Origin of the sequence: Bacillus sp. YBWC18, from assembly GCF_002998775.1 — a bacterium.
In the GTDB taxonomy this organism is placed as follows: domain Bacteria; phylum Bacillota; class Bacilli; order Bacillales; family Bacillaceae; genus Bacillus.
In genome coordinates this window covers 307086-326131 of sequence record NZ_PVRI01000003.1, presented here as the reverse complement: position 1 = coordinate 326131, position 19046 = coordinate 307086, and the positions used below count along the sequence as shown (strand labels likewise).

22 protein-coding genes and 1 pseudogene are annotated in these 19046 nt (G+C 40.5%); 13 read left to right on the top strand and 10 right to left on the bottom strand.

All coding sequences use genetic code 11. From position 1 onward, the window contains the following. A complete protein-coding gene (locus C6348_RS11100) occupies positions 1–402 on the bottom strand; it encodes a YwqH-like family protein (protein WP_106043085.1) in 402 nt (133 codons plus the stop codon). A gap of 165 nt (positions 403–567) precedes the next feature. Beyond that, entirely contained in the window at positions 568–1539 is a 972-nt protein-coding gene (gene pta / locus C6348_RS11095) for a phosphate acetyltransferase (RefSeq protein WP_106043083.1), read from the bottom strand. A gap of 240 nt (positions 1540–1779) precedes the next feature. On the opposite strand from pta, the gene hemQ reads away from it, so the two are divergent. From hemQ to C6348_RS11075, 4 genes and pseudogenes are all read left to right on the top strand, one after another. Continuing rightward, positions 1780–2550, top strand: a complete 771-nt coding sequence (gene hemQ / locus C6348_RS11090) for a hydrogen peroxide-dependent heme synthase (protein ID WP_106043081.1) — start codon at positions 1780–1782, stop codon at positions 2548–2550. Positions 2551–2751: 201 nt separating this feature from the next. Next, on the top strand, positions 2752–3237 hold the full coding sequence (locus tag C6348_RS11085; protein WP_223251555.1) for an MFS transporter: 486 nt from the start codon (positions 2752–2754) through the stop codon (positions 3235–3237). A 66-nt stretch (positions 3238–3303) separates the two neighbouring features. Next, positions 3304–3891: pseudogene (locus C6348_RS11080) on the top strand (recombinase family protein). A 346-nt stretch (positions 3892–4237) separates the two neighbouring features. Further along, positions 4238–4552, top strand: coding sequence for a DUF3139 domain-containing protein (locus C6348_RS11075; protein WP_106043079.1), 315 nt, complete (start codon positions 4238–4240; stop codon positions 4550–4552). 21 nt (positions 4553–4573) lie between these two features. Here C6348_RS11075 and C6348_RS11070 read toward each other — a convergent pair whose 3' ends face one another. Beyond that, positions 4574–5152, bottom strand: a complete 579-nt coding sequence (locus C6348_RS11070; protein ID WP_106043077.1) for a YiiX/YebB-like N1pC/P60 family cysteine hydrolase — start codon at positions 5150–5152, stop codon at positions 4574–4576. A gap of 303 nt (positions 5153–5455) precedes the next feature. Between C6348_RS11070 and C6348_RS11065 the strand changes: the two genes are divergently transcribed. The 3 genes from C6348_RS11065 (at position 5456) to C6348_RS11055 (ending at position 6647) form a co-directional block, all read left to right on the top strand. Beyond that, positions 5456–5731, top strand: coding sequence for a hypothetical protein (locus C6348_RS11065; RefSeq protein WP_106043075.1), 276 nt, complete (start codon positions 5456–5458; stop codon positions 5729–5731). 198 nt (positions 5732–5929) lie between these two features. Next, complete coding sequence (locus C6348_RS11060) at positions 5930–6145, top strand: hypothetical protein (RefSeq protein ID WP_106043073.1); 216 nt, start codon at positions 5930–5932, stop codon at positions 6143–6145. 250 nt (positions 6146–6395) lie between these two features. Continuing rightward, positions 6396–6647 carry a hypothetical protein gene (locus C6348_RS11055; RefSeq protein WP_106043071.1) on the top strand — a complete coding sequence of 84 codons (252 nt, stop codon included), beginning with the start codon at positions 6396–6398 and terminating at the stop codon, positions 6645–6647. Positions 6648–6879: 232 nt separating this feature from the next. On the opposite strand, the gene C6348_RS11050 is transcribed toward C6348_RS11055, so the two are convergent. Beyond that, positions 6880–7848, bottom strand: coding sequence for an alpha/beta hydrolase family protein (locus C6348_RS11050; protein WP_106043069.1), 969 nt, complete (start codon positions 7846–7848; stop codon positions 6880–6882). A gap of 555 nt (positions 7849–8403) precedes the next feature. Continuing rightward, entirely contained in the window at positions 8404–8883 is a 480-nt protein-coding gene (locus C6348_RS11040; RefSeq protein ID WP_041816025.1) for an Lrp/AsnC family transcriptional regulator, read from the bottom strand. A 145-nt stretch (positions 8884–9028) separates the two neighbouring features. Here C6348_RS11040 and C6348_RS11035 point away from each other — a divergent pair, with 145 nt between their 5' ends. The 6 genes from C6348_RS11035 (at position 9029) to C6348_RS11010 (ending at position 15128) form a co-directional block, all read left to right on the top strand. Continuing rightward, a complete protein-coding gene (locus C6348_RS11035; RefSeq protein ID WP_106043067.1) occupies positions 9029–10261 on the top strand; it encodes an MFS transporter in 1233 nt (410 codons plus the stop codon). A gap of 149 nt (positions 10262–10410) precedes the next feature. After that, positions 10411–11013 (top strand): type 2 periplasmic-binding domain-containing protein, encoded by a 603-nt coding sequence (locus tag C6348_RS11030; protein ID WP_034660365.1) that lies wholly within the window; start codon positions 10411–10413, stop codon positions 11011–11013. 1 nt (position 11014) lies between these two features. After that, a complete protein-coding gene (bacB, locus tag C6348_RS11025; protein ID WP_060597522.1) occupies positions 11015–11722 on the top strand; it encodes a 3-((4R)-4-hydroxycyclohexa-1,5-dien-1-yl)-2-oxopropanoate isomerase in 708 nt (235 codons plus the stop codon). Continuing rightward, entirely contained in the window at positions 11719–12480 is a 762-nt protein-coding gene (locus tag C6348_RS11020; protein WP_060597523.1) for an SDR family NAD(P)-dependent oxidoreductase, read from the top strand. The genes bacB and C6348_RS11020 overlap by 4 nt, the downstream gene beginning before the upstream one ends. 15 nt (positions 12481–12495) lie before the next feature. Next, on the top strand, positions 12496–13917 hold the full coding sequence (bacD, locus tag C6348_RS11015) for an alanine--anticapsin ligase (RefSeq protein ID WP_106043065.1): 1422 nt from the start codon (positions 12496–12498) through the stop codon (positions 13915–13917). Positions 13918–13934: 17 nt separating this feature from the next. Next, positions 13935–15128 (top strand): aminotransferase class I/II-fold pyridoxal phosphate-dependent enzyme, encoded by a 1194-nt coding sequence (locus C6348_RS11010; protein WP_189293917.1) that lies wholly within the window; start codon positions 13935–13937, stop codon positions 15126–15128. Between the two features lie 14 nt (positions 15129–15142). Here C6348_RS11010 and C6348_RS11005 read toward each other — a convergent pair whose 3' ends face one another. The 5 genes from C6348_RS11005 to C6348_RS10985 all read right to left on the bottom strand — a co-directional run bounded on the left by C6348_RS11005 (position 15143) and on the right by C6348_RS10985 (position 19046). Further along, positions 15143–15934, bottom strand: a complete 792-nt coding sequence (locus C6348_RS11005) for an SDR family oxidoreductase (protein WP_317615466.1) — start codon at positions 15932–15934, stop codon at positions 15143–15145. A 103-nt stretch (positions 15935–16037) separates the two neighbouring features. Then, on the bottom strand, positions 16038–16493 hold the full coding sequence (locus C6348_RS11000; protein ID WP_106043059.1) for a dTDP-4-dehydrorhamnose 3,5-epimerase family protein: 456 nt from the start codon (positions 16491–16493) through the stop codon (positions 16038–16040). Further along, positions 16486–17340, bottom strand: coding sequence for a dTDP-4-dehydrorhamnose reductase (rfbD, locus tag C6348_RS10995; protein WP_060597528.1), 855 nt, complete (start codon positions 17338–17340; stop codon positions 16486–16488). The genes C6348_RS11000 and rfbD overlap by 8 nt, the downstream gene beginning before the upstream one ends. 3 nt (positions 17341–17343) lie before the next feature. After that, complete coding sequence (gene rfbB, locus C6348_RS10990) at positions 17344–18309, bottom strand: dTDP-glucose 4,6-dehydratase (protein ID WP_106043057.1); 966 nt, start codon at positions 18307–18309, stop codon at positions 17344–17346. After that, positions 18306–19046, bottom strand: coding sequence for a sugar phosphate nucleotidyltransferase (locus tag C6348_RS10985; protein ID WP_106043055.1), 741 nt, complete (start codon positions 19044–19046; stop codon positions 18306–18308). The genes rfbB and C6348_RS10985 overlap by 4 nt, the downstream gene beginning before the upstream one ends.

Below are 19046 nucleotides of genomic sequence, written 5' to 3'. Positions count from 1 at the left end.
TTATTTTCCTCGTTTTTCTTCCAGTTGTTTTTGATTCTCTTTTTCTATCTTTCTTTCAACTGTATGAATATCACGTTCTAATGAATGGATATCTGCTGTCAAGTCATTGATTTTTTCATCAATTCGATTCAATAGATTGGTGAGCTGTGCATCCTTTATCTCTTGACTAACCGATTTCATCTCTTCCCTAAGGCTATCAAACGTATCTGCCAAGTGGCCAAACCATGTATGTGAAGTAAGGTCTGGACGCGTGATGTTCTTGCTCGCATCTGACAAGGCCATTTTTGCCTCTTTCACTTCTTTTCGACATATGCTCAGTTCGATGATTTGTTCTTTTTTTATGGATATGTCTGCCTTTAACGAATACAAGGCTGTTGTATAACCGATGATAGCTCCAGACATCGTCAAACACCTCTATTCCTCAAATAGTCCTCCGTTATGTTACCATTTCCTAGCACAAGAGGCATATGATTGAAAACGAATTCAATAAAAAATGAATCGTATGCATTACACGCAAAAAAAGCTAGCTTCGTGTGAAAACGAAACTAGCTTTTTTGATCGTTACTATTATCGTGCTTGAGCTGCTGTGATGAGCGCAAGGTTGTAAACGTCTTCGGCATTACAGCCTCTTGAAAGATCGTTTACTGGCTGGTTTAAGCCTTGCAGGATTGGACCTACAGCTTCAAAGTTACCTAAGCGCTGTGCAATTTTGTAGCCGATGTTTCCAGCTTCGAGGCTAGGGAAAACAAATACGCTCGCATCACCTTTGATGACGGAATCTGGCGCTTTTTTCGCTGCTACTGAAGGAACGAAAGCTGCATCGAATTGGAATTCTCCATCAAGTACAAGCTCAGGTGCCTTTTCTTTTGCAATACGAACTGCTTCAGATACTTTTTCTGTTTCGTCTGATTTTGCTGAGCCTTTTGTAGAGAAGCTAAGCATTGCCACACGTGGTTCGATGTCAAACATTTTGGCTGTGTTTGCACTTTCGATCGCAATTTCAGCTAGATCTTGGCTGTCTGGTGCAATGTTGATCGCACAATCAGCAAACACATATTGCTCTTCGCCGCGAGCCATGATGAAGACGCCAGATGTTTTCTTTACGCCTTCTTTTGTTTTAATGATTTGAAGTGCTGGGCGCACTGTGTCAGCAGTTGAGTGTGCTGCACCGCTCACAAGTCCGTCTGCAAGACCTTTGTACACAAGCATTGTACCGAAGTAGTTTTCATCTAGTAATGTTTTTCTTGCCTGCTCTTCTGTTGCTTTGCCTTTACGTCTTTCTACGAAAGCTTGTACAAGCTCTTCAAAACCTTCATATATATGAGGATCATACACGTCAACACCATCAAGTGTAAGACCTAATTCTTTTGCTTTTGCTTCAACTTCTTGTTTTTTACCTACAACAATTGGCTGCAATACTTTGCCATCTGCTAGTTTTTGAACGGCTGTTAGAATGCGTTCGTCCATTCCCTCAGGAAAAACGATCTTTACTCCTTTACCTGCAACCTTTTCCTGAACTGTTGAAAAAATATCTGCCACTTATATACCCTCCTTGATTTTACAAAAAAAGCGTTCTCTTTTAAGCATACTCTTCTTCTACATAAATTCAAACTACCAACTTACATTATAGCGCTTACAAATTAAATTCTTATTTTTCAAACTAATTTAATCAATTTCCATAAAAGCTGACTTCGTCGTTCAAGTTTTGATCACATCTTCATTTGGACAAACTATGTTATAGTTGGAACAGATGGAAAACTGTAAATAGGAGTGAAATAAATGAGCGAACAACATACAACCAATGAAGCAGCTCAAACACTAGACGGCTGGTATGCACTGCATGATTTTAGAACCTTTGACTGGACAGCTTGGAAGCTGCTGACAAGTGATGAGCGCCAAGCGATTCTTCATGAGTTCACAGGTCTATTAGAAAAATGGAAAACAGCTGAGCACGATAAGGCTGGAAGCCAAACAATCTATAGTATTGTCGGCCAAAAAGCAGATATTATGCTCATGATTTTGCGTCCAACCATGGAAGAACTGGGTGAAATTGAACTTGAATTCAACAAGACACGACTAGCAGAGTTTACGATCCCAGCTTATTCGTACGTTTCAGTTGTCGAACTCAGCAACTACTTAGCAGGAAGCGGAGATGGCGGAGATCCTTACGAGAACCCGCATGTACGTGCACGTCTATACCCAGAGCTCCCTTCTTCTCAATACGTGTGCTTCTATCCAATGGATAAGAGACGTTCCGGCAATGACAACTGGTACATGCTCTCTATGGATGAGCGTAAATCACTCATGAGAAGCCACGGCTTAATTGGCCGCAGTTATGCTGGGAAAGTAAAGCAGATCATTACAGGCTCCGTCGGTTTTGATGATTATGAGTGGGGCGTCACTCTTTTCTCTGACGATGTGCTTCAATTTAAAAAATTGGTTTATGAAATGCGCTTTGATGAAGTCAGTGCACGCTACGGCGAATTTGGTTCCTTCTTTGTCGGAAACCGATTAGCAAACGAGCAGCTGCCGTCTTATTTTCATGTATGATAAACTCTTAAGGCTTCGGATCTTTCCGAAGCCTTTTTATGTATTTTTTAGAAAGGTGATCACATCATGAAAAACTTCCCCATCGCTATTTTCGCTTTAACGCTCGGTGCGTTTTCAATTGGCATGACTGATTTTGTCATTATGGGACTTTTGCCAAACGTTGCTAACGACCTTCATGTATAAGTGCTCGTCAACTTTGCAATGACGATCTTTGGTTTTGCAAGTGTGTTTACAGCCTTTACGTATATCAGCCCGATCCTGCTGCAAGTGACTGGTTTTCAGGAAAATGGGGTGACGCTCATCCTTGTTCTCTTCGGACTTGGGGTCACCATTAGGAATTTAGTTGGTGGAAAGCTTGCCGACTGGAAGCTGATGCCAAGTATTATCGTGTTACTGATCCTGCTGATGGCTGTCCTGTTATTGTTTACAATCACTTCCGAATTCAAAGTGCCTGCTGTGCTGACCATTTTTGTGTGGGGAATCATTTCATTTATTCTTGTTCCTACCTTGCAATACCGCACGATGAACATGGCACATGAAGCACCGACACTCGCATCGACGACACAAGCAGTTACAGAACTAATGTCAATTACCCTTTTTATTTTTTTCCTAAAAACAGAATTATTTAAAATTATTCACTTAGCTATCAATAGGTTATATCCTACTGATAGCTTGTTCAAGTGTTGATTTCACTGTACAATTCAACTATCAGATACACTTGTCTTTTGATTTAATATTTTTTGGAGGGATTTTATGATTTTTGGGTATGCACGTGTCTCTTCGTTAGATCAGAACTTAGATTCACAAATTGAACAATTGCGAAACGCAAACGTAGATCAAATTGTTCAGGAGAAAGTGTCATGCGTACAAAATCAAAAAGAGGAATTACAACAATTATTGAATCGATTAGTTAAAGGCGATAAACTTATCGTTACAAGGATGGACCGTTTGAGAAGAGATACGAAGCAGTTGTTAGAACTTATTGAAGAATTAGAAGGACGCGGTATTCATTTGGTGATATTGAACCTTCGGATGGATACTAGAACTTCTTCAGGAAAATTCATTTTAACGGTTATGTCTGCGTTTAGTGAGCTGGATCGCACGATGATCAAAGAAAAGCAACAAGCTGGCATTGCAATTGCGAAAAGGAAAGGAACGTACAAAGGAAAAAAAACAGAAGTTCACTTTAAATCATGAAGGTGTCAAACAGCGATGGAATTACATGAGACTACGAATAAACCCGTAAAGGAGATCTGTAAGATCACTAATATAAGTGAAGCCACTTTTTATCGTCGATGGAGAGAGTATCAGAAAGAGAAAAGTAAGTTGAATACGCAATAAATCTTTAGCCGAATTAATTTGCATTTGGGTCAAAAATACATACTGGTGGACTGATCAGCACCACCAAAATTGGCATCTCGCAAATCTGACCGATAAAATTTTCCTGATATTCTTTAAATAAGTACATTAATAATTTGTTGGAAAAATTCTTTCCTATGCTATGATGAACTATACATAAATTTTTAAAGAAGGTTTAGCTTTTGGAATGGAAAATATTCCCTAGGTGCAACAGTAATCATACCTGATCAAGATTGAAGATGATGATGTTGCAGCCAATGAAACGTTTGAGGTCATGCCCCATTGGCATGTTGGGATTAAAAAGTATATTTAATGAGGTGTTGATATTATGAAGAAGTTTGTTTTTATAATCTTATTTTCTATTCTTTTCTTATTTTCTTGTTTTTCTATATATAACCGGCTAGCTAATGGAGATATGATGTCTCGAGAAGAATTGTTGAGAGATACTATTTTTGAACTTGTTAAAGAAGATTATTCTGAGAAGGATATTATTGATATTGATATAAAATATAACTTTATTAAGGGGGGTTCTATTCCTTATGAAGCTTATGTGAAGATAAAAGATAAAGAGGATGTTTTTATTTATAGTTGGGTTGATAAAGAAAGAACAGCAGTTGAAAAAGTAGGAATTACATCCGAATGAGTTAACTCATTCGGATGTTTTTTAATTTATTCTACCAATTGTTTTGAGGCCGTTAAAGTCACCGTTTCTTAAAAACATATATGGTTGAATTATTTCAGGGACGTCAAAAACGGTCACTGATAAATATGGACCACCAGCTACATACCAATCTTTAAATTTAACGTTTGCACCCTTATAATAGGCTTGCCACACTAATTTCGAACAATATGTTGACCTAAAATGGTATGGACCGCTTGAAATAAAATATTTTATTTTTTTATATTTTCCTTTTATGAAGTTCTTGTCAGCCCATAGTGCTGCTTGTTTTGCTTTACTTGCATTTTTGTATCGTACAATCTTTGTTTTGGGGAATCTTGATTTCCAAGATTTCAGACTTATCTTTCTTGGATGATATCCTGGTCCTGCAATGTGAATAACACTTTTTCCATCGTTCGCAACTATACCTGTATGGCCTACAAGTTTTGCTACTGGTCCAACTGGAGTTACTAAGATATCACCAGATTTGACTTTAGGGGCAGCTGCCTCTGTTTTTGGTGAAAAGATAAAAGTTGTAGCGATAATTGTTATTAATGTTGCTGTTATTAATTTACGAAGTTGCATTTTATACTATCCTTTCTGTTTTCAATTTTTCACCTGTATTACTAATATAGGTTTATTTTTTTAATTTTATATTATTTTTGATGGGAAAAACTACGAAAACAGCCTAAAATTTATGTAATTTTAAGGTTAAACTAAGGAATAAGAAACAGGTAATCACATTCCTATAATATGGGGTCTCAATAGTGGTTATTAAACTATCCAAAACTTTTACTGACCTAATGCCCTTATAATAGATGAGTTATATTGTATATGGATGATTTTAAATCTAACTGACTGACACCAATTAGAGGGTGGTTTTTAAATATGAATGCATCTAAAGATCTGTATACGTCTATGGGATGGAGTCAAAAGGTTTTAAAAGAAGATCCAATTTTCGAAGTTGGACAAAGATTTACAATAAATGATGGTTCCCAAAAAAATCTTTTGGGAGTTTGGGAGATTATTGACAACAATGATTCACCGCATTATCTATGTATTAAAGTTTTGAAAAATGGCAAACTTTCAAAAGGGAGAAATCTCGACTGCAAAAGACTATTTTATGTCACAATTATTAAGCAAGCATTGGAACTACAAAAATGATTATTCACTTTCCATATATGTACTTTTTTGTAATTTTAAACCAATACGGCAAAATATGACGTTTTTCTTATCCTCGGAGTGATAGGATAGTTTTGTATATTAGATGGTATCTAGTAAACAACAAAATTACAAGGGGGATATTCAAATGATTAAAAGTAAAACTAAAAAACTTTTAGGAACGTAGCAATTGTTGGAGCAATGCTAGTATCTGGGGTACATGTTGCTGATGCAGCAACTAAACCAGGAACTTTAGTTCCAATTCGAAACAAAAAATTTGATGACAAGGTTGAAGAGTACAAATGGCTTGGTAATGCAAAAGTGAGAGTTTACTTTAGAGACAGTGCAGGATATTCTTATTGGGACGATTTTGATTGTGTAACAGTAACAAATGGCGTTTGTTATGTATATGAATGATAGCAGGCTCACTGCTTCATTATATTGAATTTGACACGTAACAAATTCTAAAAAGTTCTTTGATCATGATTTTAATTCTGTCTCAATATCTAGTATTGTAGGTGGTTCTGCTATTCCAACTTTTGCTGCATCAGGATATGCTGAAAGCCAACTAACTTCAGCAAGTAACGAACTATCTACCCCATATATGGATTTAAGTGCATATGCAGATTCATCAAGTATTACTATAAGTCCGCCTAAAGGGAAAGCAGTGTCAGGAGCTGTGGTTGGTAAAGGTCAGTATAGTAAAATAAAGCTTTATTCTACTGGGATTGCAGGTTTATCGGTGCAAGAAAAGACCGAAAATAACTGGATAACTATGGGTGGATCTGCTGGTTTAATCTTGGAAGAGGGTGGCGAAGCTACGCAAGATTATTGGATGGAAAAAGGTAAGGAGTATAGGATCGAGGTAATCTCAGGTACTGCGCAAAAAACAACTGGAATGATAAGAAATTCACTATGAAAATTCACTTAATTGACCATGTACTTAAACTAACGGGTGTGATGTAATGTAATGGATCAGCTGTAGCTGGCTAGATGAACCATCCAAGTAATAAGATAAAATTACACTTAAACCACCAAATCCCCAAAAAAAACCAATAAAACTGCCCCATCTTGTTTTTTCATTTTCAGGATAAGTAAGAAACAAAACTAAACTCATGGCCCACAACAATGCAGTTAGGATGAACATCATTTTATTTCTTTAGCCTACTTTCAATAAATTGAAGTGTGTCAGCTGCTATTCTATTTCTAGATAGAACAATTCCAGCATGCCCACAACTGTATACGTGCCTTTTAGGTTGATTCCAGCTATTCCACAGAGTATCAGCATCGTTTATGTCGATATACATGTCATATTTTCCTGATATTAAGAGTACATTTTCTTTGTCTACGAGAAGTTTTGCTTTACTAGGGTTCATAATATCCCAAGCTTTGTCGAGTTCTTCATACGTTGTTCCATGTTCCTCCAGATCTCTTCGTATATACTTCCCAGGAAGAGTGTTCCAGATGGAATGCGCAATATTATTCGCATAAAAAGCTGATACAACAATATTCACGTCTTTCTCGACTGTTGCTAATAAGTTTGTTAGCCACCCTCCTAAACTAATGCCAATTACTATTATTTCTCCACCTTCGTTTTCCTTGATCCATTTAATCAGCCCTCTAAGTTCAACAATAGCTTGCTGGGAGGATTGCACTGTTCGACTTATATTGGCGCTAATCATGTGTTCACCAGAATATGTTGAATTTTGTGGTTCCCTATCGAAATGATAAGGCAGCGTGTAGTAATACATATTCCAATCATAATTTTTAACGATTTTATCGTGATAAATCTTCTTAATTCTGTCGTATGAATCCATGCGCCATCCATGTACGAAGATTACATTGGGCTTGTGCTTAGACTCTTTACGCAAAAACATTTCCCCAGAAACCTTGTCATTCTTATCTACATCAGATCTGATGCTTGAATTAAAAGAAAATATCCCACTTTTTAAGTTTGCTGTATGGTTATCGATGTGAAATTCTAAATCAATTGGCTGAGCACTAAAAAAACGATCCCTATTACCTACGTCAATAGGTAAATTATTATAGTGACTTTCTTTGCTTCTTGTTCTGTGCATATCCATTAATGCTGCGTAATCTATTACTTTTAAAAGCTTCAAAAGAATTAACTCCTTTAATCTCAAATTATTACTTTGCGAATATTTTAGCATAAAAAGGTTATTTTTTTGGAAACAAATTAAATAAATAAATTGATGAATGAAAGCTAATTAGTAAGCCAATGATGTGTAATAAACAAGATATATTAAAGAAACAATTAATATAAAGGTAAACAATAAAAATAAAAAGACAAAAAATATAAGGGAAATCATAAAAAACCTTATCGATGCATATATATCAATAGGTTGAGAGATTTTAAAGATTAATATAAATCCACAATCAACAAACTCACATCAGCAATAATACCTTATTAACAATTCACATTTTTATAAATACATTTAGTCTGTTTAAGATATCTTGTAATACAGAATTTTATTTTCTATATATGCCCTCAGCCATTCTGCCTTTAATATCGGGAATGCCGGCGGTGCAGCGCTTGACAGTCTTGCAGCTTGTACCGTTATTTGCTGCAGCTGTAACCTTCATTGGACTCATCATTACGATCATGAGCTATCAGTCAGATAGTCGAACAAAAAGGACCTGAGTCAGGTCCTTTTTTATTTCATCACGGTCATTTCTGGCTCTTCTATTTGTTTCACACGTTCCTGAACTGGATGGGAAAAGGAGTGCTCGGATAAGACGATATGAGATACGGTTTTTGTAAACCCAGACACTGCCTGAATAAAGGCTTCAATTTCTTCAAGAGAAGCGACTGACAGCTTAATGAAAAAGCATGACTGTCCTGCCACTCGATAAGCAAAAAAAGCGCGTGGGTGCTGATTCATAAAAGCCACAAAACGTTGATACTCCCCGTTTAGCACTGTGACTTCCAGCAGGCAGTCAATCATAAGCCCTAATTTTTTATAGTTAACCTGAACCGAATACCCTTCAATAATTCCTGCATCCTCTAATTTACGCACTCTTTCTGCTACCGCAGGTGCGGATAAATTGACTCGTTTGGACAATTCCCTCATAGACAAGCGGGCATCTTCTTTCAATTCATTTAAAATATGCACATCAACATCGGTGATTTTCATTCGTACCTCTCCTATCCGAAAGTCGTTCCATTTGAAAAGTATTTTATGATAATACTTATGATTCGAAATGTAAAATAAAACTAAATAATGGTAGAATTTATTTTAACGGAATTGAATGAAAAAGCAAGTATGGAGGGATCACCTGATGAAAGAATCTTTAGACAGCAAGGCTTCTAAAACGTTTCCCATCACACTTGCCATCGCGCTCACACTTGGCGTCTTTGCGGCGGGATCGGAAGAACTGGTGATTTCACCACTGCTGCCTGATTTATCAAACTCCTTTCAGCAGTCTCTTGATATTCTCGCCCTTTCCATCAGCATTTATGGGTTAGCTGTGCTGGTTGGAGCCCCGCTGCTCGTTCCTTTAGGGGACCGGTATTCAAGGGAACTGTGTTTGATCATCGGGCTTTCTTTCTTTTTGATTGGAACCGTGATGTGTGCGGCTGCCCCGAATTTGGCAGTGTTTTTTGCTGGCCGTGCCATTTCTGGGCTGGCGACCGGTGTATTTGTGCCAACAGCCTATGCTCTTGTAGGCGACCGGGTTCCTTACGAATATCGAGGCAAGGTGATGGGACTCATTGTGTCGAGCTGGTCTCTTTCTCTTGTCCTTGGTGTACCAATTGGCGCCTTTATCGGTCAGAGTTTGAACTGGCGCTGGACATTTTGGATCTTCGCCATCATGAGTCTCGTTGTCCTGCTGCTCGTCATCCTTGAAGCACGCAAACAAACCGCCACAGCGAATACAGGAACACCTCAAGCTAGGGAGAAAACTGGCTCTTTATGGGGAGCTTTGAAAATTGATCGTGTCCCCGCCTATTTGACCGTGACATTTTGTAATATGCTAGGATTTTATGGCATGTACTCGTTCTTAGGAGCTTATCTGCAAAGTCTGTTTTCTGGAGGGCAATCGACGGCGGGACTTCTGATCATGGCTTACGGCGTCGGCTTTTCCATGAGTGTATTTACAGGGAAATTAGCAGACTGGTTTGGCAAAACACGTACTCTTTTCTTTGTGCTGGGCGGCATTACGCTCGTTCTCGCCTTACTTCCTTATGCTCCTTTCTCATGGACATTGCTGATTTTTGCCCTATTTATTTGGGGTGCCATGCAAAGTTTATCCGTCACGCTTTTGAGCACTGTTCTAAGTGACTGCTCCCAAACCCACCGAGGCAAAGTGATGGCTTTTTACAGTCTTGCGTCCAACCTTGCCGTTATGCTTGGTTCCGCACTTATGGGACCTGTCTATGTCCATTTCGGCTATCATACGGTAGGGCTTGTATGTGCACTCATTACGCTTGTTGGTTTTCTTATTAGCTTCGTCAGCTATAAACGTGAACGAACCTTACAGCAGAAACATAAAAACACATTTGAAACGTAAGCTCAATTCACTGCACATCTAGGTATGTGCAGTTTTTTAGATCAATTTTTAATATCATCATAAAATACATTTTTTATAAATTTTGTTGACAATTGCCAATTTTATTTTTTATAATCTAGTAAAAATTTGAAAAAGATTGGATGGTAAACATGATCTTAAAGAATGATGTTTTTCATTTCAAAGAAGAGCCCATCGTTTCACCTAAGATGTTTACAGTCAATACACTAGGCCCTGAGGGGACAAGCAGTGAATATGCAGCAAAACATTTCATCTCTCATTCCACCACTACACTCGGCACTCATACGAAACTATCCCTTTACGACACGTTCGAAACTTGCATTGAACATACTCTCTCTAACGCACTCCAATACACTCTCGTTCCACACGCATACGAAGGAATCAAACACTTCTACATGAGACCTGACCTGCAGCTTTTACAAATTTTCAGATGTGACACACCCATGTATGGTTTGGCTGTCAGACCAGATTTCCCATTTCAAGAACAAATGCTCCACCATTTAAAAATTGTCTCTCACCCTGCACCTGTCAATTTGATTCAATATTTCATTCACCAAAATGCTGAATTTGAGCTGGTCAATTCGACAAGTACTGCCGCACAAAAAGTAAGAGACGGCGAATTTGATTTCGCTTTAACCAATGAAGTGGCCAGAGCCACATACGGCCTCACCTTCATTCGAACGTTTAAAAGCATCCCAATGAGCTGGTCCATATTCGGAAAAGGAGAGATATAATATGCAAACTGAACAAAAGACGCAAGAACGATATTTTCCTCAAGCCAAAAAAGTAGAATGGGAGAATGGTGTCACACAATATTCCACGGTCAGAGGTGATACGGAAGTGTTAATTTCATACGTCCCTCCTCACACGATCATAGAACCTCACGAGCATCCCGAAGCACAAATCGGCATCGTATTAAAAGGCGAGCTTCAAATGACGGTCGGCCCATCGACCCAATTGCTCACCCCTTTAGAATCAGCCTATATCGCACCACCTTTTGTCCCTCACGGCGCATCTAACCTGACAGATGAGGAAGCGATCGCCATTGATATTAAGAGATTAAAAGATGGCGAGGAATATACGGCTCCTCCTACTTATTTCTTAGATATTTTCAAAACACGGGATTTACTCCCTGGCATGGAAGTGACCTTTTTTGTAGAGGATTGGATGGAGCTCATGATTGCCAACATTCCTGGAAATGGCGGTGAAATGCCTTTTCATAAACACCGCAATGAACAAATCGGCATTTGCATCAGCGGAGGTTATGATATGACCATTGAAGGCTTTACAGAGAAAATGGAATTTGGCACCACTTATTTCTGTGATCCAAAGGAAGATCATGGTGCGATAAATCCAAAGCCGGAAGCATCAAAGTCTATTAATCTCTTCTTCCCTCCCCGCTATAATCGGTTGAAGCCAAAAGCGTCTAAGGTGAAGAAATGAACCTCGACGGAAAAGTCGTCCTGATTACAGGAGGTGCATCAGGGATTGGGCTTGCCGCAGTCAAGCTTTTCCTTGAGCATGGTGCAAAAGTAGCAGTGGCTGACATCAATGAACAGAGCGGCAAACAACTCGTCGAATCATTGCCGCACGAGCATCTTGCGTTTTTCAAAACAGATATTACGAATGAGTCTGACTGTCAAAAAACCGTTCAGTTCGTGCTGAACCGTTTTGGAACAATTGATGTTTTGATTAACAATGCAGGCATCGAAATTGTCTCCCCCGTTCACGAGATGACGCTGGAGGATTGGAACCACATTTTACAGGTCAACCTGACGGGTGTATTTCTTATGAGTAAGCATGCATTGCCGCATATGCTTGAAAAGAAAAGCGGAAGTATTATCAATACAGGATCTGTCGGAGGTCTTGTCGGCTGGCCTGACATCCCTGCATATAACGCAACAAAGGGCGGTGTCATCCAGCTAACCAAATCCATGGCGGTCGACTATGCCGCCCATCAAATCAGGGTGAACTGTATCGCCCCGGGCATTATTGATACGCCATTAAATGAAAAATCCTTTTTAGACAATCATTCAGAAAGTCTTGAGGTTGTCAAAAAAGAAAAAGCAAAGGTGAACCCATTACTTCGTCTCGGAAAACCCGAAGAAATTGCGGGCGTCATGCTGTTTCTCGCCTCTGATCTATCCAGTTATATGACTGGAAGTGTTGTCACAGCAGATGGCGGTTACACCGCTAGATAAAAAGGAGTGCTTTCATTGAGTAAAAAAACCGTACTTATCATTGCTGATCTGGGAGGATGCCCGCCCCATATGTTTTACGAAAGCGTGGCTGCATCGTATCATATCGTTTCTTATATCCCGAGACCCTTTGCTATTACAAAGGGACACGCTGAGCTAATCGAAAAATACTCCATTGCCGTCATCAAAGATCGAGATTATTTTGACACAAACCCTTCTTTTGAACATCCAGATTCTATTTACTGGGCACATGACGATTATCTGAAATCCGAGGAAGAGGTGGTGGACGACCTAGTTCGTGTGGCTTCCTTTTTCAAAGCGGATGCGATCACCACCAATAATGAATTATTCATTGCACCAATGGCAAAAGCCGCTGAGCGTCTTGGACTGCGCGGCGCTGGGGTAAAGGCAGCTGAATTAGCGCGTGATAAAAGTCAAATGAGGGCTGCATTCAACGCGGCTGGGGTCAAAGCAGTAAAAACTCAGCCTGTCACTACTTTAGCTGATTTCCAGCAAGCCATTGAACATATCGGGACACCGCTTATTTTAAAGCCTACATATTTAGCAAGCTCCATTGGCGTGACCCTTTTTCATGACCGAGCCGGCAGTGATGATCTCTTTTTAAACGTACAATCCTATTTGCAAACCATTCCCGTTCCAAACGCTGTGACGTATGAAGCTCCGTTTGTCGCTGAAACATACTTAGAGGGTGCTTACGAGGATTGGTATCAAGAGGACGGCTACGCTGATTATGTCAGTGTTGAAGGGTTAGTCGTTGAGGGTGAATATATCCCTTTTGTCATTCATGATAAGACCCCTCAAATCGGTTTTACAGAAACGGCTCATATTACTCCGTCGATTCTAGACAATGAAGCCCAGCAACTCATCATTGAGGCAGCAAAGAAGGCAAATGAAGGGCTAGGTCTTGAAAACTGTGCCACTCATACAGAAATCAAGCTCATGAAAAATCGAGAAACCGGATTAATCGAATCAGCAGCTAGATTTGCTGGCTGGAATATGATTCCGAATATCAAAAAGGTCTTTGGGGTAGATATGGCCAAGCTGCTGATTGATGTATTAGTCGATGGAAAAAAGGCTGATTTGCCAAAAGAACTGCTTTCTGGACATACGCATTATTTAGCAGACTGTCATTTATACCCTCAGCATTTCAAAGAGAGCGGACACATTTCGCCTGAGGTCACATATATCACCGTTGATCATGTTCATATTCCGCAGGACACTTTAGTTGGAGATACTGTCATCATCAGTGAATCCGTCCCACCTAAAGGGACCTTTGTGGACCTATCTTTATTTGAAGCATTTAATGGCATCGTGTCTCTTGAATTAAAAGGCTCGTCTTCTCAGGATGTTGCCGCATCCATCCGTAACATTCAGAAGCAGGCAGCCATTCAGTTAATGGATGAACTAGTGAAGGGATAGAAAGAGAGGGTAACGTGGTGAAGATCTTACCATCTAACATGATTGAACGGCTGCCAGAACAAAAATTTGGAACCGTATTTGAGAAAATTGCACATAAAACACAAAACGGAGCGAACATTGTGAACCTTGGTCAGGGAAATCCCGATCTTCCTACTCCTGCCCATATTGTGAGCGCCCTTCAAGAGGCAGCAGGCACTTTGCAATTTCAGCAATATGCTCCTTTTAGAGGCTTTGACTTTTTCAAGCAAGCCATTGCAGATTTCTACAGAAAGGAATTCGGCATTGAGGTTGACCCGCAGAAGGAGATTGCCCTTTTCAATGGAGGGAAAACAGGCCTTTATGTGATGAGTCAGTGCCTGCTTGATCCAGGGGACATTGCCCTCGTCCCCGATCCTGGATACCCAGAATATCATTCAGGCATCTTGATGGCGGACGCAAAGCCATACTGCATCCGACTGGAAGAGGAAAATGGCTATTTGCCGAATTTCCCGTCAATTGATCCAGACGTGTTAAAAAAGGCAAAGGTTCTTTTCTTAAATTATCCGAATAACCCTACAGGTGCTGTGGCAAATGAAGCATTTTTTGAAGAGGCTGCGGAATTTGCCTCAGCTCACGGTCTGCATGTGATTCATGATTTTGCCTATGGTTCATTTCATTATGAGCAAAAACCAGTAAGCTTTCTAAAGGCACCTCTTGGAAAAAAAGTAGGCGTGGAATTATATTCTTTATCCAAAACATTCAATATGGCAGGATGGAGAGTCGCTTTTGCTGTAGGGAATGAGGACATCATTCATGCCATAAACGCCTTCCAAGATCATGTGTTTGTCAGTATGTATGGCGGATTTCAACAAGCTGCCACCATTGCCTTACAAAGTGATGACTGTCATATTCAATCCTTGAAAGAAGTCTACCTTGAACGAATGAATTTCTTCATCCGTCAAGCGGAGAAGCAGCTTGGATGGACCATTGAACGTCCAGCCGGCGCCTTTTATTTATGGGCTTCGATCCCTGATGATTTCGAGGATTCTCATGCTTTTGCCGACTATTTACTCGAGCATGCAGATGTCGTCGTGACGCCTGGGGGTGTATTTGGAGCACATGGAAGACGTCATGTCCGCATCTCAATGGTGGCGCCAATTGAACAGCTTGCCCTTTTTATCAATCGGCTCCATATACTGCCGATTCGTTTTCATCAAAAAACCCGCATATAGCGGGTTTTTCATATTTATATACTTTTCATCGAACCACCATCGACAGATATTTGCTGTCCGGTGACATAGGAGGCTTCCTCTGATGCGATAAAAGCGGCCAATGAAGCCATTTCACTCGCTGAACCTACTCTTTGCATCGGGATTCCTGACGCAACAGCCTGTACAGCTTCTTCGCGTGATAATGACTGTTGACGCATCATGTTTCCGATAAATTGTTCATACCGATCTGTAGCAATAAATCCTGGGTTTAAACAATTCACTGTGATTCCTGAGGGCGCAAGCTGTGTGGCTGCATTTTTACTAGCATTGATAATCGCTGCATTCATCATACTGTTCGTAAACATTTGGTCACCAGGTTCCTTCCAGAGGTTCCCGACAATTTGAATGATCCGGCCGTATTCATGTCTTTTCATCATCGCTGCCGCACGTTTCATCGTATCAATGTACGCAATGGCTTTCTGAGAAAATGCTGCGAGCATCTGCTCACTTTCACATGAATCAAAAGTATCTGGCTTCCCTCCTGGAATGTTATTAATCAACACATCCAGTCTGCCAAACTCTTTTTCTATTGCCGCAAAGGCCTCAGCTCGCACTCCTTCATGCGACATATCGCCACAGAAAAGAGACACCGGCTCTTTTGTTTCTGCCATACGCCCAATGTGCTGCTGCGCATCTTCTAGTGAGGATTGATTTCTGGAATTGATGATGACTTTTACATGGTCCTGGGCGGCAAGCTTTATAGCAATTGCCTTTCCAATCCCGGTACTTGCCCCTGTGACAAATGCAATTCTTTTAGACAAACTCATCCACATCCCTTTTCTACTCAACTTAGTAAACATACATAAAATGACACATATAGAATGTATTTCAACAAAAAAAGACCTTTCTCCTGCGAAAGGCCTCTGTTCTTTATTTAAATGTCGTTTCCCAATCAAATCCGATCGTCTCATCATTCCAAGCGATTCTCTTTTCATCTGGGTTTTTCGGGTCATAGGATTCTGTCGTGAAATACACAATTTGCAGCGGCGTCTCGCCTAGTACCCGGTAGCCATGTGCGACACCCTTTGGGATGAGGAGCAGCATTGGATTGTCTTCCCCCATATAATACACGTCGGTTTGACCCTTTGTAGGAGAATCCTCACGCAAATCGTATAAAACGACCTGGGCATGACCTGCTGGGAAAAACCAAACATCGTCTTGCTTTTCATGATAATGAAAGGCTTTGATCACTCCTGGAAAGCTTTTCGACCACGATGCCTGCCCAAAGCGTTTCAGCATCGGCTCATCATCTCGAATGAGCTCTGCAAAAAAGCCGCGATCATCACAATGTTTCATGAGTTTTTTCGTTTGTACACCATCAATCATGCTGATGCCATCTCCCTTCTTTCTGCAAATATTCGTGAAGTGCATCCTTCCAATGTCTTGGTTGCCAGCCTGTGGCTTCAATCGCTTGAAGGTCTAACACAGAATAGGCTGGACGAGGCGTTTGGAAGCCGTACTCTTCCGTGGAAATTGGCTCAATGGTCGTAGACAGGCCGCTTTTTGCGACAATTTCTGACGCAAAGTCAAACCAAGAACAGCTGTCTCGGTTACTGACATGATAAATCCCTGCTTTTTGATCAAACAAATGAATGATCGCCTCTGCGACATCCTTTGTATAAGTAGGTGATCCTACTTGATCGTTCACGATGCGCAAATGATCCTTTGTTTCTGCGAGCCTAAGAATGGTATTCACAAAGTTATGTCCCTCATGTCCGTATAGCCAAGATGTACGGATGATTTTCACTTCGTCTGACACGAGATGAATCAATTCCTCACCAAGCTTTTTACTTTTTCCATAAATGGTTTGAGGATCTGCTTGTGCATCGACTTGGTAAGGGCTGTCTGCTTGCCCGTCAAATACATAATCTGTACTGACATGTAACACATCAGCCCCCACGTTCTTTGCCTCCAGCGCTGTATAATAGGCGCCAATGCCATTGACAAGATACGCCTTTTCCGTTTCTGTTTCACATTGATCAACAGATGTATATGCTGCTGCACTGACAACAATATCAGGCTGAAAGTGTCTCATTGCGTGTCTGACTGCTTGCTGGTCTGCGATATTGAGCATACTCCTCGTTAAGGCAATGACGGTGATATCTTTTTCCTTGAGCTGTCTGCTCAATTCTTTCCCTAGTTGCCCGCCTGCACCGGTGATTAAAACTTTCATCCGTCACCCTTCTTCGCCCTGATCAAATTTGGCACAATACCAATTGATCGTTTTTTCAATACCTACTTCAAATGACGTCTCCTGCGTCCAGCCGAGCTCCCGTTTCAGCTTACTGGCATCAATGGCATACCGTCTGTCATGCCCTTTTCGATCTTGAACAAACGCAATACGGTCATGACTGATCCCGAGCTGCGTCAGAATGGTCTTGGTCAAATCGAGATTCGTTTTCTCGTTGCCGCCGCCAATATTGTACACCTGCCCAGCTGTTCCGTTTTCAAGGACCCGCTTTACAGCTCTCGCATGATCCTCTACATACAGCCAATCGCGAATCTGCTGGCCGTCTCCATAAATCGGGATCTTTTCACCATTGATCGCTTTTCTAATAATAGTCGGTATTAATTTTTCTTCATGCTGATACGGTCCGTAGTTGTTGCTGCATCGTGTGATCATCGCGGGTAATTGGTGAGTGTGGATATAAGATTTCACAAGCAGATCTGAACTCGCCTTGCTTGCTGAATAAGGATTATTCGGTGAAAGTGGTGTTAGTTCTGTGAAAGCAGGATCATCCAGCTCCAAATCTCCATATACTTCGTCTGTTGAAATATGAATGAGTTTTTTCGCCTTTCCTTTTAAGACTGCCTCCAGCATACGATAGGTGCCGAGCACATTGGTTTGAATAAAGGGCTCAGCCGATTCAATACTGCGATCAACATGGGATTCCGCTGCAAAATGAATGATGGCATCATAGACTTCATCAAATGCTTGATCCAACTCATGCTGAAGGGTGATATCCCCTTGAATAAAACGAAAATGAGACAGCTTTAATAATTCATCCATCTCCTCTGGATGACTGGCATATGTTAACTTGTCAAAAACAGTGAGCCGGACATCGGTTTCCTGAAGCAGCAGCTTCACAAAATTTAGTCCAATAAATCCCGCTCCGCCTGTAATTAAATAAGACTTCGTCATTCGTATCCCTCTTTTTTCTTCATCGTTTCAAACATTTTCGTAGATGCTTGGTGGAGAGATTCATGTGTTCCTGCATCAATCCACCACCCTTTTAACATATCATAGGTCAGCTGGCTATTTGAGATATAAAGATTGTTTACATCTGTAATCTCTAATTCGCCTCGATCTGACGGCGAGATTTTCTCTATATATTGAAAGACTTCTTGATCATAAAAATAGATGCCTGTGACGCAGTAAGATGAACGCGGATGCTCCGGTTTTTCCTCAATTGATAAAATCCGGTGGTGAGCGGCATCAATTTCTGCAATGCCAAACCGCTTTGGATCTGCCACTTCTTTCAACAGAACCTTCGCTCCGCTTTCTTGCTGCTGAAAGGCTTCAACAAAAGGGCTTAGCGAATCCTCAAATACATTATCACCTAGCATCAGCACAAATTTCTCCTCTTCTACAAAGGGCTTTGCATAGGATAAACCGTCCGAAATTCCAGAAGCTTCAGGCTGTACCTGATAGACAATGTTCATCCCGAGTTCCTGATCGCCTTCAAGTAGCTCTTGAAACAGCGGGATTTGTTCTTCTTGTGATATGACCATCACATCTAAAATCCCTGCTTCTTTCAGTTTGAACAAAGACCAATAAATCATTGGATATGGACCAACCGGCAATAAATGTTTATTGAAAATCTTCGTTAAAGGTGCCAGTCGTGATCCCTTTCCTCCTGCTAAAATAACTCCCTTCAC

Excerpts from the sequence above, each read along its gene's own strand:
- C6348_RS11000 (WP_106043059.1), bottom strand. The coding sequence starts at position 16,493 with ATGATTGATGGTGTACAAACGAAAAAACTCATGAAACATTGTGATGAT.
- rfbB (WP_106043057.1), bottom strand. The coding sequence starts at position 18,309 with ATGACGAAGTCTTATTTAATTACAGGCGGAGCGGGATTTATTGGACTA.
- C6348_RS11020 (WP_060597523.1), top strand. The coding sequence starts at position 11,719 with ATGAACCTCGACGGAAAAGTCGTCCTGATTACAGGAGGTGCATCAGGG.
- rfbD (WP_060597528.1), bottom strand. The coding sequence starts at position 17,340 with ATGAAAGTTTTAATCACCGGTGCAGGCGGGCAACTAGGGAAAGAATTG.
- C6348_RS11040 (WP_041816025.1), bottom strand. The coding sequence starts at position 8,883 with ATGAAAATCACCGATGTTGATGTGCATATTTTAAATGAATTGAAAGAA.
- C6348_RS11035 (WP_106043067.1), top strand. The coding sequence starts at position 9,029 with ATGAAAGAATCTTTAGACAGCAAGGCTTCTAAAACGTTTCCCATCACA.
- C6348_RS11060 (WP_106043073.1), top strand. The coding sequence starts at position 5,930 with ATGCTAGTATCTGGGGTACATGTTGCTGATGCAGCAACTAAACCAGGA.
- C6348_RS11030 (WP_034660365.1), top strand. The coding sequence starts at position 10,411 with ATGATCTTAAAGAATGATGTTTTTCATTTCAAAGAAGAGCCCATCGTT.
- C6348_RS11005 (WP_317615466.1), bottom strand. The coding sequence starts at position 15,934 with ATGAGTTTGTCTAAAAGAATTGCATTTGTCACAGGGGCAAGTACCGGG.
- hemQ (WP_106043081.1), top strand. The coding sequence starts at position 1,780 with ATGAGCGAACAACATACAACCAATGAAGCAGCTCAAACACTAGACGGC.
- C6348_RS11100 (WP_106043085.1), bottom strand. The coding sequence starts at position 402 with ATGTCTGGAGCTATCATCGGTTATACAACAGCCTTGTATTCGTTAAAG.
- bacB (WP_060597522.1), top strand. The coding sequence starts at position 11,015 with ATGCAAACTGAACAAAAGACGCAAGAACGATATTTTCCTCAAGCCAAA.
- C6348_RS11065 (WP_106043075.1), top strand. The coding sequence starts at position 5,456 with ATGAATGCATCTAAAGATCTGTATACGTCTATGGGATGGAGTCAAAAG.
- C6348_RS11070 (WP_106043077.1), bottom strand. The coding sequence starts at position 5,152 with ATGCAACTTCGTAAATTAATAACAGCAACATTAATAACAATTATCGCT.
- C6348_RS11075 (WP_106043079.1), top strand. The coding sequence starts at position 4,238 with ATGAAGAAGTTTGTTTTTATAATCTTATTTTCTATTCTTTTCTTATTT.
- C6348_RS11085 (WP_223251555.1), top strand. The coding sequence starts at position 2,752 with ATGACGATCTTTGGTTTTGCAAGTGTGTTTACAGCCTTTACGTATATC.